This is a genomic window from Guyparkeria hydrothermalis (assembly GCF_023555385.1).
Classification (GTDB): domain Bacteria; phylum Pseudomonadota; class Gammaproteobacteria; order Halothiobacillales; family Halothiobacillaceae; genus Guyparkeria; species Guyparkeria hydrothermalis_A.
The window spans coordinates 2,033,375-2,048,676 of record NZ_JAJSED010000001.1 but is presented as its reverse complement, the minus strand read 5'-3'; the positions used below and the strand labels follow the sequence as shown (position 1 = coordinate 2,048,676).

The 15,302-nt window shown below is 66.9% G+C and carries 17 protein-coding genes; 6 read left to right on the top strand and 11 right to left on the bottom strand.

Annotated features, from left to right (window positions below):
- Positions 1 to 60: 60 nt before the first annotated feature.
- Positions 61 to 735: a phosphoglycolate phosphatase gene (locus tag LV476_RS09565; RefSeq protein ID WP_250075577.1), complete on the bottom strand. Its 675-nt coding sequence runs from the start codon at positions 733 to 735 to the stop codon at positions 61 to 63.
- Positions 735 to 1,424, bottom strand: a complete 690-nt coding sequence (gene rpe, locus LV476_RS09560) for a ribulose-phosphate 3-epimerase (RefSeq protein ID WP_250075574.1) — start codon at positions 1,422 to 1,424, stop codon at positions 735 to 737. The genes LV476_RS09565 and rpe overlap by 1 nt, the downstream gene beginning before the upstream one ends.
- A gap of 253 nt (positions 1,425 to 1,677) precedes the next feature.
- Between rpe and LV476_RS09555 the strand changes: the two genes are divergently transcribed.
- Positions 1,678 to 2,340: an FAD-binding oxidoreductase gene (locus LV476_RS09555; RefSeq protein WP_250075572.1), complete on the top strand. Its 663-nt coding sequence runs from the start codon at positions 1,678 to 1,680 to the stop codon at positions 2,338 to 2,340.
- Between the two features lie 87 nt (positions 2,341 to 2,427).
- Here the strand turns inward: LV476_RS09555 and LV476_RS09550 are convergent, their stop codons facing one another.
- The 3 genes from LV476_RS09550 to thiS are packed head-to-tail and all read right to left on the bottom strand — an operon-like array spanning position 2,428 to position 4,864.
- The gene (locus LV476_RS09550; protein WP_250075570.1) at positions 2,428 to 2,946 is read right to left on the bottom strand and encodes a chorismate--pyruvate lyase family protein; all 519 of its coding nucleotides are present in this window, start codon (positions 2,944 to 2,946) and stop codon (positions 2,428 to 2,430) included.
- Positions 2,943 to 4,646 (bottom strand): gamma-glutamyltransferase, encoded by a 1,704-nt coding sequence (gene ggt, locus LV476_RS09545; RefSeq protein ID WP_434062823.1) that lies wholly within the window; start codon positions 4,644 to 4,646, stop codon positions 2,943 to 2,945. The genes LV476_RS09550 and ggt overlap by 4 nt, the downstream gene beginning before the upstream one ends.
- Positions 4,647 to 4,648: 2 nt before the next feature.
- A complete protein-coding gene (thiS, locus tag LV476_RS09540; protein WP_250075568.1) occupies positions 4,649 to 4,864 on the bottom strand; it encodes a sulfur carrier protein ThiS in 216 nt (71 codons plus the stop codon).
- Between the two features lie 113 nt (positions 4,865 to 4,977).
- Here thiS and LV476_RS09535 point away from each other — a divergent pair, with 113 nt between their 5' ends.
- Positions 4,978 to 5,700, top strand: a complete 723-nt coding sequence (locus LV476_RS09535; protein WP_250075566.1) for an HAD-IA family hydrolase — start codon at positions 4,978 to 4,980, stop codon at positions 5,698 to 5,700.
- Positions 5,701 to 5,752: 52 nt separating this feature from the next.
- Here the strand turns inward: LV476_RS09535 and LV476_RS09530 are convergent, their stop codons facing one another.
- From LV476_RS09530 to LV476_RS09520, 3 genes are all read right to left on the bottom strand, one after another.
- Complete coding sequence (locus LV476_RS09530) at positions 5,753 to 6,034, bottom strand: oxidative damage protection protein (RefSeq protein WP_250075564.1); 282 nt, start codon at positions 6,032 to 6,034, stop codon at positions 5,753 to 5,755.
- Positions 6,035 to 6,108: 74 nt separating this feature from the next.
- On the bottom strand, positions 6,109 to 7,158 hold the full coding sequence (gene mutY, locus LV476_RS09525; protein ID WP_250075562.1) for an A/G-specific adenine glycosylase: 1,050 nt from the start codon (positions 7,156 to 7,158) through the stop codon (positions 6,109 to 6,111).
- A gap of 40 nt (positions 7,159 to 7,198) precedes the next feature.
- Positions 7,199 to 9,592 carry an AsmA family protein gene (locus LV476_RS09520; protein ID WP_250075560.1) on the bottom strand — a complete coding sequence of 798 codons (2,394 nt, stop codon included), beginning with the start codon at positions 9,590 to 9,592 and terminating at the stop codon, positions 7,199 to 7,201.
- Between the two features lie 204 nt (positions 9,593 to 9,796).
- Here LV476_RS09520 and LV476_RS09515 point away from each other — a divergent pair, with 204 nt between their 5' ends.
- The 3 genes from LV476_RS09515 to LV476_RS09505 all read left to right on the top strand — a co-directional run bounded on the left by LV476_RS09515 (position 9,797) and on the right by LV476_RS09505 (position 10,860).
- Positions 9,797 to 10,024 (top strand): MoaD/ThiS family protein, encoded by a 228-nt coding sequence (locus LV476_RS09515; RefSeq protein WP_250075558.1) that lies wholly within the window; start codon positions 9,797 to 9,799, stop codon positions 10,022 to 10,024.
- 3 nt (positions 10,025 to 10,027) lie between these two features.
- The gene (locus tag LV476_RS09510) at positions 10,028 to 10,387 is read left to right on the top strand and encodes a hypothetical protein (RefSeq protein ID WP_250075556.1); all 360 of its coding nucleotides are present in this window, start codon (positions 10,028 to 10,030) and stop codon (positions 10,385 to 10,387) included.
- Positions 10,388 to 10,554: 167 nt separating this feature from the next.
- A complete protein-coding gene (locus tag LV476_RS09505) occupies positions 10,555 to 10,860 on the top strand; it encodes an isoamylase early set domain-containing protein (protein WP_250075554.1) in 306 nt (101 codons plus the stop codon).
- Positions 10,861 to 10,877: 17 nt separating this feature from the next.
- On the opposite strand, the gene LV476_RS09500 is transcribed toward LV476_RS09505, so the two are convergent.
- Complete coding sequence (locus LV476_RS09500) at positions 10,878 to 11,606, bottom strand: flagellar brake protein (RefSeq protein WP_250075552.1); 729 nt, start codon at positions 11,604 to 11,606, stop codon at positions 10,878 to 10,880.
- 525 nt (positions 11,607 to 12,131) lie between these two features.
- On the opposite strand from LV476_RS09500, the gene LV476_RS09495 reads away from it, so the two are divergent.
- The gene (locus LV476_RS09495; RefSeq protein ID WP_250075549.1) at positions 12,132 to 13,136 is read left to right on the top strand and encodes a class 1 fructose-bisphosphatase; all 1,005 of its coding nucleotides are present in this window, start codon (positions 12,132 to 12,134) and stop codon (positions 13,134 to 13,136) included.
- A 98-nt stretch (positions 13,137 to 13,234) separates the two neighbouring features.
- On the opposite strand, the gene pstB is transcribed toward LV476_RS09495, so the two are convergent.
- Positions 13,235 to 14,053, bottom strand: coding sequence for a phosphate ABC transporter ATP-binding protein PstB (gene pstB, locus LV476_RS09490; RefSeq protein ID WP_250075547.1), 819 nt, complete (start codon positions 14,051 to 14,053; stop codon positions 13,235 to 13,237).
- Between the two features lie 60 nt (positions 14,054 to 14,113).
- Positions 14,114 to 15,280 carry a phosphate ABC transporter permease PstA gene (gene pstA / locus LV476_RS09485; RefSeq protein WP_250075545.1) on the bottom strand — a complete coding sequence of 389 codons (1,167 nt, stop codon included), beginning with the start codon at positions 15,278 to 15,280 and terminating at the stop codon, positions 14,114 to 14,116.
- Positions 15,281 to 15,302 lie beyond the last annotated feature (22 nt).

Below are 15,302 nucleotides of genomic sequence, written 5' to 3'. Positions count from 1 at the left end.
GTGGGCGTTAGCTACGCCATCGTCGCCGCCATCGGAACGTCCCTGTTGCCCCCATCATGCTTACCTGCCGACGAGCCCCGCAAGCTCGGTCATCGAATCAATCACGGCGTCCGGGTCGTAGTCCCGGATGTCCTTGCCGTGGTTGTAGCCGTAGCTCATGCAGACGATCGAGAAGCCCGCGGCGCGCGCGGCCTTCACGTCGGAAATCGAGTCGCCGATCATCAGCGCCTCGGAGGGATGCACGTGGAACCAGCCCGCCGAGTAGATCAGCGGCGCCGGGTCCGGTTTCTTCAGCGGCAGGGTGTCGCCGCTGATGATGACCTCGAAGTAGTCCTTCAGCCCGGTCTGCTCGAGAAGCGGCAGGGTGAAAGCCGAGGCCTTGTTGGTCACGCAGCCCATCGACAGGCCCAGCGACCGGACAAAGTCCAGCCCCTGGGTCACGCCGTCGAACAGCTTGGAGTGCTTGCCGTTGCTCTCGGCGTAGGCCCGCTTGAATACAGGCAGGGCCTTGTCGAAGTCGGCCGGGTCGGGCTTGCCGTCGAGGTCGTTGGTGAGCGCGCGCTCGACCAGTCGCTCGATGCCGTTGCCCACCCAGGTGCGCACGTCGGCATCGGTCCGCTCGGGGTTGCCGAGCTCGGCCTGCATGGCGTTGACCGCCACGTGCAGGTCCGGAACCGAATCGACCAGGGTGCCGTCCAGATCGAACAGCACCATGCGCGGCGTGAACCGGGCCATTATTTGACCTTGGCCAGCTCGTCGCGCATCGCCTTGACGATGCTGTCGTAGCGGTTCGGGTCGGAATCCTGACCCTTGCCGAACAGCGCGGAGCCGGAGACGAAGGTGTCGACGCCGGCCGCGGCGATCTCGCCGATGTTGTCGGCGTTGACGCCACCGTCGATCTCGAGGCGGATGTCACGGCCGGAGCGGTCGATGATCTCGCGCGCCTGGCGGGCCTTCTCGAGGGTCGCCGGGATGAACTTCTGGCCGCCGAAGCCCGGGTTGACCGACATCAGCAGGACGATGTCGACCTTGTCGATCACCCACTCGAGCACGTCCAGCGGAGTGGCCGGGTTGAATACCAGGCCGGACTGGCAGCCCTGGTCGCGGATCAGCTGCAGGCTGCGGTCGACGTGCTCGGAGGCTTCCGGGTGGAAGGTGATCGAGGTCGCACCGGCCTTGGCGAAGTCCGGGATGATGCGATCGACCGGCTTGACCATCAGGTGGACGTCGATCGGGGCGGTGACGCCGTGCTTGCGCAGCGCGTCGCAGACCAGCGGGCCGATGGTCAGGTTCGGCACGTAGTGGTTGTCCATCACGTCGAAGTGCACCCAGTCGGCGCCGGACTTCAGGACGTTGTCCACTTCCTCGCCCAGGCGGGCAAAGTCGGCCGACAGGATACTCGGGGCAATGATGTAGTCGCTCATCTCGCGGTCCTCGGATACTTGGGAAAATTCGGTTGCGCAGCGGCCGGGCCGATCGCCGAATTCGGGACCGGTGTCACGGGCACACGCGCGGAAACTGGCGCTCAATGTACCGGATTTCGCCCGATTTTTTAAGGAGAAGGCGTGGCGATCGCGCCCGCGACGACGCTCTCGAATACGCGGTGGCGCGGCGGGGGACGCTCAAATCAGCTAGAATCGCGTCTCATTTCCAGCTGAAAGCATTCCCGATACCACTATGTTCCAGACCGAATTGCTGCTGCGCGAATTCGTCACCCACGATGTTCAGCGCTACATCCTGGCCAAGCCCGAGGGCTTCTCGTTCACGCCCGGACAGGCGATCGAGATGGCCATCGACGAGCCGAAGTGGCGCGACCAGGCCCGGCCGTTCACGCTCACCAACCGGGTCGACGATCGCGTACTGGAACTGATGATCAAGAGCTACGGCGATCACGACGGCATGACGCAGACGCTGGGCAAGTCGCAGCCGGGGCAGAAGCTGCTCCTCTCCGAGCCGTTCGACAGCTTCACCTACGAGGGCTCGGGCTGGTTCATCGCCGCCGGTGCCGGCATCACGCCGTTCCTCGCCATCATCCGCGATCTGGCCGACCGCGGCGAGCTGGCGAACCAGAAGCTGATCTACTCCAACAAGACCGCCGACGACATCATCCAGCAGCGCGAACTGGAGGCAGCCTTCGGCGAGAACGCCCACTTCGTCTGCACCCGCGAGAGCTCGCCGCTGTGCACCCACTTCGGCCACGTCGACGAGGCCTACCTGCACGAGCACGTACGCGATCTCAACGAGGAGTTCTACGTCTGCGGCCCGCCGGCGTTCACCCAGCAAGTCAAGAAGACCCTGGGCGAGCTGGGCGGCAACACCCGCAGCATGGAATTCGGCTAAAGCCGCATCGCCGGCCGAACGCAGAAAAGCCGCGCTCCGGAGCGATACCGGGCGCGGCTTTTTCGTGTGCGGATGACCGACCTGACCTCAACGCAGGTCGATGTCGAACCACTCGGTGACCCGCACCCGGGCCAGATGGATACGGTAGACGGTCTCGCGGGTGATCAGGTTTCCCTCGCGGCGGACCCGAAAGCTCAGCCGGCGGCAGCGCGACTGGCGGGCGAGCACTTCCATGAGGGGAACATCGCCCAGCCCGGCGATCGCACGATGCAGCTTCGGCGGGATGGGGCCGTTGACCCCGGCCACCTCGGTCATCGCCTCGATCCGGGCATCGCCGCTCTCCAGGCGCACGAGCCGTTGCCAGACGCGGGTGGCTCGCGGGACGGGCCAGCTATCGGCCTCGAACGCGCCCCAGCCTTCCAGGAGTGGGCGGACGATCACGGGGTGGCCAGTCTGCCGATGCAGGGCACGGGTGAACGATCCCGACGTCGCCGCCAGCCGGCGCACCGCAGCGGGCACGCCGAACAGTGAGCCGGCACCATTCGGGCCGCTTGCGCGGCGGAAGCAACCGCGAACGAAACGCCGCTCGCCGGACAAGGCGCTCATGGGGCCTCCGTGGCGAACACCGCCGCTTCGCCCTCGCCGCGCGGATCGCTAGCCGCCTCGAGCCGGCCCTCGTCCCGCCACCAGGCGACCGCCTGCATGTTGCCGAAGCCGTCATTGGTCTCGATGCGATGGCCCATCAACTCGAGCTCGGCGCGTTGCTCCTCGCTCAATCGCTCGGGCTCGACCTCGACCCGGTCGGGCAGGTACTGGTGGTGGATGCGCGGCTCGGCGACCCAGTCGGCCACCGGCTCGCCGCGCGTGGCCGCCAGCACCCCGCCGAGGACCATGGTGATGATGCGCGAGCCGCCCGGCGTGCCCAACACCCCGACCAGTTCGTCGTTGCGCACGAAGGTCGGCGACATGCTCGACAGCGGCCGCTTGCCCGGCTGGACCGCGTTGGCCTCCGCGCCGATCAGACCGTAGACGTTCGGCACGCCGGGCTTCTGCGAGAAGTCGTCCATCTCGTCGTTGAGCAGCACGCCGGTACCGGGCACGGTCACCGCCGCACCGAAGGGGTAGTTGATCGAGAGCGTCGCGGCGACGTAGTTGCCCTGCGCATCCAACACCGAGAAATGGGTGGTGTGTGGCCCCTCGGGTTCGGTGACCACCGGCGCGAGCATCGAGGAGCGCGTGGCGTCGGTCGGCGAGATGCCCACCGCCAGCCCGGCAGCGTAATCCGGGCTGGTCAGCCGCGCGACCGGCACGTCGACGAAATCCGGGTCGCCCAGGTACTCAGCCCGATCGCGGTAGGCACGCCGCATGGCCTCGATGCGGTAGTGCAGGCCGAGCACGGAGGCATCGTCGAGAGAGCCGGCACGACGCTCGAGCCAGCCGTAGGTGTTGAGGATCTCGGCAATCGCCACCCCGCCGGAGGACGGCGGCGCGGCGGAGACGACCTCGAAGCCGCGAAAGCCGCTGACCACCGGCTCGCGCTCGACCACGCGGTAGTCGGCGAGATCCGAGCGGGACCAGATGCCGCCGGCCTCGCGCACCCCGTCGGCCAGCCGGCCGGCGAGTTCGCCACGGTAGAAACCGTCGCGACCCTCGGCGGCAATGCGTCCGAGGGTCTCGGCCAGCGCCGGTTGGCGGATCACGTGGCCGATTGCCGGCACGTCGCCGTCATCGAGGAAGACTTCGCGGCTGACCGGGTCGGCGGCCAGCACCTCCTGACGAAAGCCGGCGAGATCGCGGTACATGGGCGTGACCGCGAAGCCCTCGCGGGCAGCACGAATGGCCGGATCGAGGCTGGTGGCAAGCGGCAACTGGCCATAGCCGCCGGCGAGGTGATCGAGCGCGGCGGGGATGCCGGGGATGCCGGCGGCGAGTGCCCCGTCCACCGAGAGCTTCGGCTGCGGGTTGCCGTCGGCATCGAGATACATGTCGCGACTCGCCTCCCCCGGGGCGCGCTCGCGGGCATCGAGCATCACGTCGCGGCCGCTTTCTGCCTCGTGGAGCAGGTAGAAACCGCCCCCACCCAGCCCGGAGCTGTAGGGCTCGACCACCGCGAGCGCGGCGGTGATGGCGACCGCCGCGTCGAAGGCATTGCCGCCAGACTCGAGCACCTCGCGACCGGCCGCGGTGGCTGCCGGATGAGCGGTGGCGATGGCCGCCTGACCGGGCGCGGCCACGGAACCGGCCTGGGCGACTACCCACGGCAGCGCCAGGAGCAGCGCGATCGTCAGCCGGCGCAGCGGATTCACGTTCAGCCCCCGCCGATCGCCTGCACGATCTCGACCCGGTCGCCGTCGGCAACCACCTGACTCGCGTGCTCGGCGCGCGGGCAGATCTCGCCGTTGAGCTCGATCGCGTAGCGTTTGCCGCGGGTACCGGCGATCGTCACCAGCGCCTCAAGCGTGGTGCCCTCGGGCACGTCGCGCGGCTCGCCGTTGAGCTCGATGCGGACCGTCGATTCAGCCATCCTCGTTCTCCTCCATCACCGGAACCGTCACTCCGGCTCGATGGTCTCTCTTGGTAGACTCCGGGGCCGGTCGTGAGCCGGCCGACCCCATTCAATATTCCGTGCCGATACCCATGAGCGAAACACCCCGGGCCGACTCCCCAGCACCCCTCGCCCTGCCGTGGGGCGAGATCGACACCGTCCTCTTGGACATGGATGGCACCCTGCTCGATCTGAACTTCGACACCCGCTTCTGGAAGGAGCACTTCCCGCAGCGCTATGTCGAGCTTAGCGGACTGTCGACGGACGAAGCGCGAGCCCGGCTCGAGGCACGTTTCGAAGGCCTCAAGGGGCAACTCGCCTGGTATTGCCTTGACGACTGGCACCGGGCGCTGGCGCCCGACTGCCGTGACGAGCTGGATCTGGTCGCCCTCAAGCGCGAGCTGGCCCAGCACATCTGCTACCGCCACGGCGTACCGGACTTCCTCGAACGCCTGGGCGCGGCCGGCAAGCAGCGCGTGCTGGTGACCAACGCCCATCCGGCGAGCGTGGATCTCAAGTTCGAGCACGTCGACCTGCCCCGGCGACTCGACCGCATCTTCAACGCCCACGAAATCGGCGCGGCCAAGGAATCCCCCCGCTTCTGGGAACAACTCGACCGGCAGCTGCACTTCGATCCCGACCGCACCCTGCTGGTCGACGACAATCTCGTCGCGCTGGCCGCTGCCGAAGATTTCGGCATCCGCCACCTGCGGGCGATCACGCGACCCAACAGCCAAGGCGAGCCGATGGATACCGCGCCGTTCGTCGCGCTGGACGATTTCCTCGGCGCCACGCGCGAGTTGACCACCGACTGAAGCCGTCCCGACGGGATGGCCGCTCGGGCGAGGTTCGCCCGGATATGCCGGCTTACTCGCTCTCGCTCGGCGGGACGTAGTCCTCCGGCTTCTCATCCTTGCCCTCGAAAAGGAAGCGCTCCATCTCGCGGACCAGAAATTCGCGCGCCTTGGGGTCGATCGGCGTCAGGCGGTACTCGTTGATCAGCATGGTCTGGTGCGACAGCCACTGCTGCCAGGCCGCCTTGGAGATGTTGTTGTAGATGCGCTCGCCCAGCTCGCCCGGATACGGCGGCTTCGGCAAGGCCTCGGCCTCGCACTGCAGGCGCTGGCAGAAAACGGTGCGTTCGCTCATGAAAACCTCGTTGGCGCGTCGATTCGAAATGTGACCGGGATGATAACAGCGCCGTGCCGCCCCCGCGGACGCCCTCAGGCGAAGGCCGGCGCGCCGCGCTCGCGGATCAGCCGCTGCACCGGTGCCGGCAGCCCCACTGGCGGCTCATCGACCAGCCGCTCGATCGCATGCCACTCACCGGGCAACTCGGCCACGGCCGCGTGACTGACCGCTGCGCCCTGCACCTCGGCGGCCAGCTCGAAATGACTGAAGGCGTGGCGTACCTGCCCAAGCGAGTGCCAGTCGCCGCTGCGCTGCATGCCGAGCTCCGCCAGCCGCGAGTCGGCACCATCCGAGGTCTTGCTCACAGGCAGGCTGGCGAGTCCGCCCCAGATACCGCTCGGCGGGCGCTTTTCCAGGAACAGCCGCCCCTCGCCGTCCTCCAGCCACAGCAGCACACGTTCGCGCACAGGGCGGGCCTTGCGCCTGCGACGCACCGGCAGCTCGGCGGTCCGCCCCTCGATGCGAGCCCGGCAGTCATCCGCGACCGGGCACTGCTCGCAACGGGGCGTGCCGCGACGGCAGACGGTCGCGCCCAGATCCATGATCGCCTGGGTGTAGTCGGCGGCGCGATCGGCCGGGGTGCATGCCTCGGCCAGCGCCCAGAGCTCTCGCTGGGTGGCGGCCGCTTCCTGGGGTGTGTCCACCGCGGCATGGCGGGCCAGCACGCGCTTGACGTTGCCGTCGAGGATCACCGCGCGCTCATCGAACGCTTGGGCGACGATCGCCGCGGCGGTCGACGGCCCCACGCCCGGCAACTCCGCCCAGCCCTCGACGGTCGCGGGAACGCCCGCATCGACCATCTGTTGTGCCGCACGGTGCAGGTTCCGGGCCCGGGCGTAGTAGCCCAGCCCCGACCACAGCGCCAGTACCTCGTCGGTCTCGGCGGCGGCCAGGGCATCGAGGTCGGGAAAGCGCTCGAGGAAGCGCTCGAAGTACGGGATGACCGTGGCCACCTGGGTCTGCTGCAGCATGATCTCCGAGAGCCACACCCGGTAGGGCGTACGCGGATGCTGCCACGGCAGGTCGTGACGGCCGTGGTGGTCGAACCAGGCCAGCAGCCGTTCGGCGAAGGGGGCCGTCACGACCCGCCGAGGGGCCGAGTGACGTGACGGGCGCCGGGCATCACAGCCCCAACCCCTTGAGCAGTTCCTTGACCGGCGCGGCATCGTCGCCAAGCCGCTTGTCGAGCTCCTCGTCGACGCGCTCCTTGACCTTGCTCTTGGCCGCGCCCTTGGCCAGCGACTCGAGATCGAGCGTGATCGACGGGTCGGCGAGCGCCCCCTTGATGCGGATCGGCACCGGCACCTGCTTGAGCCGCTCGAGGTCCTTGCCGCCCTGACCGGTGGCCGTATTGACCACGGTGGCAGTCAGGCGATAGTCGATCTGGTCACGCGGCAGGTCCACCTCGCCCTTGCCGGCGACGCGCAGCAGCGGCGAGGCACCGGCCAGATCGTCGTTGCGCACCACGCCGTTGCGGATGTTGGCTGTACCGGTAATCGCGGTGAAGTCGGTCGACTTCTCCTCCGGCTCCGGCTCGGTACGGCCGTCGATCTTCGCCTGGGCGCGACGCAGCTGGTAGCCGATATCGAAGCCCTTGATCTTGCCGTCGCGCAGGGCCATCTCGGCGTTACCGTCGAGCCCCGACTTGAGCTGGTCGACCCGCTTGCCCTGCGTGGCCACGTCGAAGGCGATATCGCCCTTGCCAATCAGGCGATCCTCGTCCATCAGGGCCATCAGCAGCGGCTGCAGCGACACGCCCTGGACGCGACCCTTGCCGGCGTAGCTCGGCACCTCGCCGCGGACGTCGAGCGAGCCGCTGCCGTTGATCTGGCCATCGAAGGCATTCGCTGCCAGCTCGGCCAGCCGGATCCGGCCGCCGGCCGCGGTAAGGTGCACGACGGGCTTCTTCAGCAGGTACTCCTCGTAGCGCAGGCTGGCCAGCGCCAGTCGGGCGTCGAGGTTGAGCCCGCGCAGGGTCTCGGTCGGCAGATCGATCTCCGCCGAGCCGGCCGCGGACGACCCGCCGGCACCTCCACCTCCAGCGGCTTTCTTCTTCTCCTCGCTCTTGTCCCCGTCGGGTTTCGGTGCGAGATACGGGTTGAGATCGAACTCGCCGCCCTCGAGGCGCGCGAACAGCCGGCCGCTCTCGAGGTCGTCGATGCCGGCCCGCCCGGTCAGATCGCGCCCGTCGAGCGAGATCTTGAGCTTGTCGAACATCGCCCGAGTCGGCGTGACGTCGAGCTGCCCGTCCAATGCGAATTCACGCAACGCATCGTCGCCACGCATGGCGGGCAGGGTCACGCCCAGCTGGTCGGCGAGTTCGTGCGGATCGAAGGCGGCAATCTTCACCGGACCGCTGGCGACGATTTCACCCGATTCCAGCCCGCTGACCTCGATCTGCGCCGAGCCCCGGACCGGGTCGGAGGCAAGCACGAAGTCGTCGATGGTGGCGGTGCCGGCGGCCAGGTCGGCGCTGACGTTCGCGTTGCTCGACACGCTGACCGTGTCGTCGACCTCAGGCAGTCCTCGGATGTCGGCACTCAGGGTCAGGCCCGGCAGCTCGTAGCGACCGGCCGCCCAGTCGGCCTCGACCACGGTCTTGAGCCGGCTCTCGAGATAACTCAGCGGACCGACGGCCTTGCCCTTGAGGTCAAGCACGACCCCGTCGAGGCGGGCCTGCGACTTGGCCAACCGCAGGTCGGCCTTGTCGAGCTCCAGCATCACCTCGACGCGCTCGGGCAGGGTGGAGTCAGCCTTGTCCTCGCGGATCGCGATCAGGTTGAAGACCACATCCTCGAGAATCACATCCTGGCGATCGAACCAGACCTGAGCCTCGGTGGTCAGATCAAGGCTGCCTGAAAGCGGCGGCGTGTCGGGCAGGACGACGCGGAAGTCGGACACCAGCTCGACGTCGGTGGGCTCGCCGTCGGCCAGCTCGCCGGTGGTCAGGTCGAGCCCTTCGACGGTGATTTCCTGACCGGCCAGCTCGTCGCGCCAGTGCACGGTGGCGTCGGTAATTTCCACGCCACCGACCGTCAGCCGCATGGCCGGCCCCTGGCCGTCCTGCGGTTCGACGGTATCGGGCTCGCCTGCTCCGGCCGCATCGGCAGACTGGCGGGCGACCAGGTCATCCCAGTTGGTGGTGCCGTCCTCGTGGCGGGCCAGATTGATGCGCGCGCCTTCCAGGAGGAGCGTGCCGATCTCGAACTCGCCGCGCAGCAGCGGCAGCAAGGCGGCCTGGGCCTCGAGGCGCTCGACCGTGATCATGGCCTCGGGTTCGAATCCGTCGGCATTGGCAAGCACCACGTCCTCGGTGGCCGCGCCGAGCCACGGGAAGACCGTCACCGACAGGTCGCCGTTGAACTGGATGCTCCGACCGGTCTGCTCCTCGACCTGCGCGGCGATCTGCGGCTTGTAGTCGTTCGGGTCGAAGGTGAGTACGAACGCGGTGGCAGCCAGGATGGCAACCATGACGAGCGCGACGAAAAGCAGGCCGAGTCGCTTAATCCATTTCATGCGGCGAGGTCCTCGAAAATCGATGATCGGAACGGCGGACGCCGGGCGACGCGTCGCGCCGCCCGGGCTAGCCAATCCGGACTAGGATTGAAACAGACTTTAGCAGACAATATATCCAGTCAGACCGGGCGTTTTCCCCGGGCGCGGCGCTGCGGCCCGAACCCCGAGCCACCGCCGACATACACCGCAAGCGATACGAACACCATGAGCATTACCGTCCGCCTGTTTGCCAGCCTGCGCGAACGCATCGGCTTCGACGAGACCCGACTCGACCAGACGCCGGCGACCGTGGCCGAGGCCTGGCAACAGGTCACAGACATCGAGCGTCCCGGCAATACGCTGGCCGCCGTCAACCACGAGCACGTCGATCTCGACCACCCCCTCTCGGATGGTGACGAGGTCGCCTTCTTCCCCCCGGTTACCGGAGGCTAAGTCATGGCGAACGACAAGCGCGGGAAAACCACGCCTCGGAGCGAAATGCGCCAGATCATCTCCCGTCGACGCCGCCTGATCCGCGTCTGGCCGGCCATCGCCCTGCTGCTTGCCGCGGTAACCGTCGGCTTCTACAGCTGGGCGTTCTTCCACCAGCCGATCCTGGTCAACCCGCTGCACGTGCTCGAACTGATGCAGAGCGGCAACCTCGACTCGGCCACCCAGGCCCTGCTCGCCGTCACCGCGCCGATGCTGTTCCTCGCCGTCGGCCTGCTCGTCCTGCTGCTGCTCGCCTTCGTGACTGCCGGACTGGTGAGCGAGGGCCGGCTGATGCGCGTGCTGGAGAAGAACCTGCCCCGCTGAACCGGCCGGATCACGGGCGTCGTCACACGATCGTAAGAACCTTTCCGTAAACAGGCATTGACCGGGGTTGCCACGGGGCCCGCCATGGCCTAAATGGTCTTTGGCAAGCGGGCGGCACCGAGGCGCCCGACCGGCTTTGCGTGTTCAACTCACGAGAGGGTTCTGGCATGTCGATCACGAAAAAGGCGCTCAAGGTGCGGCCCGAATGCCGCGTCACCTTCACCTATCGACCGGGCGACGAGGCGAGGCACCGCGTCGAGCTCCGAGGTGATTTCAACGACTGGGGCAAGGATGCCCTGCCCCTCAAGCGCCAGCGCGACGGCAGTTATCGGGTGACGCTGAACCTGCCGGTCTCCGGCGAATACGCGTTCCGCTACCTGGTGGACGACGAGCACTGGGATAACGACGAGGCCGCCGACGGCTACGTGCCCAACCCCTTCGGGACCGGGGACAACGGCCTGCTGCGGACCTGAGGCAACGCACCCGATCGTCAGCCGCGAGTGAGCCGCAGCCGCTGCAGGCGCATCACGGCCCGATCGATCGCCTGACTCTCGAGCGGCGGCAGGGCGTTGAACTCGAGACCATAGACAACGCTGCTGCCCACGCCCGGGCGCCGGTTACGGACGACGAATTCCAGACGGGCATCGATCTGCTCGCCCACCTTCAGGCGCGCGGCATTGACCTCGTCACCGAGGGCAAAACGCGGGTCGTTCTTCTGAGTGAAGCTCACCGCGCAGCCGGTCGCCGAGATATTGACCACCTCGCCGGAGGCCACCTCGCGGCGCTCGGGAAGACAGAAGGCAAGCGTGCCGGGCACGTCAGGCGGCAGGTCGATGCGGAAGGCGGAGCGGCGCTGCAGGCGCTTCATCTTCTCCGGGTAGCCGATGCCGAGATAGCAGTCGTCGCCATCGCGATCGGCCTTGACGTCGCTAGTGTAGAACCAGCTCAACAGACCGTCGATGACTGCCTGGACCCGCACCTCGCCTGCGGCACGCACGTGACGCAACACCACCGGGTCCGGGCAGTCGAAGACCAGGCGCCCCGTATCGACGTCGTTGCCGACCACCTGGACCTGCCCCTGGAAATCCGGGTCGTCATCGGGGATCAGCCACGCATGGGCGCGCGACTCGAACAGGCTGGCGAGCGCGCGCTGGATGGCACGCGGCGCGCGGATAATTTTGATGTCCTGATCGTCCAAGACCAATGACTCCGAATCCATGGATTTCGCCCGGGCGCGCTTGTCACCCGAGCCGGGGCGTTCGTAAGGATACCCAACTTCCCCCCACCCTGCAGCCATCGCGGATGGCGCCGGGGCGGGCCGGACGCGCTCCGGTTCGGTTGCCGCGGGCGATCGGTTACCATAGGCGGCCGCTGAACACCGGATTGCCGGACAGGGCGGCTCTGAATGTCGGGAAGGTCTGCTCGATTCGATGGCGCCTCTGGCTGGCGGGTTTGTGCGCAATCAAGGCGCCGTGCCGACGTCGGGCTCATTGCCCGGCGAGGTGCGGCAACGCCGAGTGCGGGCAAACCCGCCAGCCCCATTCGGGCGGGCCGCCAAGGACCCATTTGCGGCGTTGCAGTTCTTGTGAAGGTAGCGTCATTCACGGCGAACTGCGCCTTGCAACTGGGCCCTTGGCGGCCCGCAGAGGCACTATCGAATCGAGCAGACCTTCCCTAGCGCATTCAAAGACTTCCTGTCCCCGATTTTTCGTTTACCCATTCGACTGACACAGAGGACTTTTCCATGTCTGATGCCAAGCGACTTTCGCAGTACCTGGCCGAGCACCAGCGCCAGGGCCGCGTCGACGCCGACTTCGTCGGCCTGATCAACGACGTTGCCTCCGGCTGCAAGCTGATTGCCGACCAGGTCGGCCGCGGCAACCTCATCGGCCTGCTGGGCTCTGCAGAGACCGAGAACGTTCAGGGCGAGACCCAGAAGAAGCTCGATATCATCTCGAACGACGAGTTCACCGACATCCTCACCGAGGGCGGCCACACTGCCGGCCTCGCCTCCGAGGAAATGGACGAGGTCTACGACCTGCCGGCCGGCAAGCACCGCGGCCCGTACCTGTGCACCTACGATCCGCTGGACGGCTCGTCGAACATCGACGTCAACGTAACCGTCGGCACCATCTTCTCGGTCCTCAAGGCCCCCACCGGCAAGGAGAACCCGACCGAGGAAGACTTCATGCAGCCGGGCACCGAGCAGGTCGCCGCCGGTTACGTGACCTACGGCCCGTCCACCATCCTGGTCCTGACCATCGGTGACGGCGTCGACGGCTTCACGCTGGATCGCTCGGTCGGCGAGTTCAAGCTGACCCATCCGAACATGACCATCCCGGAAGACACCGCCGAGTTCGCCATCAACATGTCGAACATGCGTTTCTGGGATGCCCCGGTCAAGCGCTACGTCGACGAGTGCCTCGCCGGCAAGGAAGGCGAGCGCGACAAGGACTTCAACATGCGCTGGGTTGCCTCGATGGTCGCCGAAGTGCACCGCATCCTGGTTCGTGGCGGCGTGTTCATGTACCCGATCGACAGCAAGCACCGCGAGCGCGGCGGCAAGCTGCGCCTGATGTACGAGGCGAACCCGATGTCCATGATCGTCGAGCAGGCCGGCGGCCTGTCGATCACCGGCCCGGACCGGATCATGACCATCGACCCGGAAAAGCTGCACCAGCGCGTACCGGTCATCCTGGGCTCCAAGAACGAAGTCCAGCGCATCTGGGACTACCACAAGGAAGGCTAAGCGCCTTCCGGGACCCCGGACACGAAAAAGCCCCGCGTTTCGTCGCGGGGCTTTTTTGTGCCCGCCCGATCGGGGCGGGCGGACCGATGATGCGGCGATCAGCCGTAGCGACCGGTGATGTAGTCCTCGGTCTTCTTGTGCTCCGGCGTGGAGAACATGGTCGCGGTGTCGTTGTACTCGATCACGTTGCCCAGGTGGAAGAAGGCAGTGTAATCGGCAATCCGCGCGGCCTGCTGCATGTTGTGGGTGACCACGACGATGGTGTACTCGCGCTTGAGGTCGTACATCAGCTCCTCGACGGTCGCCGTGGAGATCGGGTCGAGCGCGGAGGTCGGCTCATCCATCAGGATCACGCTCGGCTGCACGGCGATCGCCCGGGCGATGCACAGGCGCTGCTGCTGACCGCCGGAAAGCGATGTCCCCGGCTTGTCGAGCTGATCCTTGACCTCGTCCCACAGGCCGGCCGAACGCAGCGACTGCTCCACCAGTTCGTCCTGCTCCGCGCCCTTGCTCACCAGGTCGTGCATGCGCGGCGCGTAGGCGACGTTCTCGTAGATGCTCTTCGGGAACGGGTTCGGCTTCTGGAACACCATGCCGACCTTCTTGCGCAGGGCGACCTCGTCGACCTGGCGGGAAAGCACGTTCCTTCCTTCCATCATGACCTCACCCTCGGTGCGCACCGTGGGGATCAGGTCATTCATGCGGTTCATGCAGCGCAGGAAGGTCGACTTGCCACAGCCGGACGGGCCGATCAGGGCCGTGATGTTGTTCTGGTAGACGTCCAGGTCGATGCCGTGCAGCGCCTGCTTCTCGCCGTACCAGAGCTTGAGATCCCGAACGGTCAGCGCCAGATCGTGGGTCGTCTGCTGGTTGAAGTTGACCGGGGCGCCCGGTGAAGCCGCGAGTTTGGTTGTCATGCTCGCCGTACCTGTTCGTTATGTGGCGTTCGGTGGAAAAGGCTGTCTGGCCCGCCGGGCTTACCAGCGGTGCTCGAATTTCTTGCGCAGATAGACCGCGGTCGCATTCAGCGTGATCAGCACGGACAGCAGCACGATGATACCGGCAGCGGTACGCTCGACGTAGGCCGACTCCGGCATACCCGCCCAGGTGAAGATCTGTGCCGGTAGCACGGTGGCCGCCTGGGTGAAACTGCCCGGGGCGTCCGGGATGTAGGCGATCATGCCGATGATGATCAGCGGCGCGGTCTCGCCCAGCGCCTGCGCCAAGCCGATGATCGAGCCGGTCAGGATACCCGGCATCGACAGCGGCAACACGTGATCACGCACGGTCTGCCAGCGGGTCGCCCCGACGCCGAAGGCCGCCTGGCGGATCGAGTCGGGTACGGCGCGCAGGGCGGCACGCGAGGTAATGATGATGATCGGCAGCGTCATCAGACCCAGCGTCAGACCGCCGGCCAGCGCCGAGGAGCGCGGTGCGCCGAAGAAGTTGATGAATATGGCCAGACCCAGCAGACCAAACAGGATCGACGGGATCGCGGCGAGGTTGTTGATGTTGATCTCTAGAAAGCGCGTGAAGCGATTGTCCGGCGCGAACTCCTCGAGGTAGACCGCCGTCATCACGCCCACCGGGAAGGCGAAGGCCAGGGTGACGATCAGTACCAGCACCGACCCCACGGCCGCCGAGGCCAGGCCTGCCATCTCCGGCAGCTTGGAGTCGCCGTTGGTGAAGAAGCCGGTGTTGAAGCGCAGTTCGGCGTTGCCCGCCTCGACCAGCCGATCGATCACCGCCTTCTGCTTGTCGCGCAGGCGGGTGTCACGCCCCTTCAGATGCTGGTCGACCGCGTCGTCGGCCAGCACCCACTCCATGCGCTTGGTGCCAAGCAGGTCGGGGTTCTCTTTCATGCGATTGGGGATCAGGCGCAGATAACCGCGGCTGACCAGCTCGCGCACATCGGCCTCCACCGCCGCCAGCGGCAACTCGCTGGCCCGCTCGCTGTAGTCGATCTCCACCTGGATGTAGGCCTGCTGGAAGGCCGGCAGCCCCTTGACCAGCATGTCGATGAGAAACAGCACCAGGAAGGCGCCTGCGGCAAGCAGCGCCGCCATCGACAGCCACTTCATGCGTGCCGACTTGCGGTGGCGCTTTTTCAGCTGACGGGAGATGTCGTCCAGGGACTGGGCCATGACAGGAAGCTTCCGATTGGAC